1 pseudogene is annotated in these 266 nt (G+C 62.4%); it reads left to right on the top strand.

Annotated elements, in window-relative coordinates:
• Positions 1 to 266, top strand: a pseudogene (locus tag AC0IYH_RS31965) (ATP-dependent DNA helicase DinG); the annotation flags it as partial.

Below are 266 nucleotides of genomic sequence, written 5' to 3'. Positions count from 1 at the left end.
CTATTCCCGTTTTCTCGAGTCCAAGGGGCTCAAGCCGCGCTATGGGCAGCGCCTGATGATCGCTGAAATAGCCAAGGTGCTCGGTACCATCAAGACCGATGACGAGGAGCGCCGTATTGGTGAGCCTGCCGTTGTCGCGGTGGAGGCGGGCACCGGTACCGGCAAGACGGTCGCTTACAGCATGGCGGCTATCCCTATCGCCAAGGCGGCGGGTAAGCGGTTGGTGATCGCCACGGCCACCGTGGCCTTGCAAGAGCAGATCGTGC

It is taken from the genome of Pseudomonas sp. AC463 (assembly GCF_979253585.1).
This window is presented reverse-complemented; position numbering and strand designations above follow the sequence as displayed.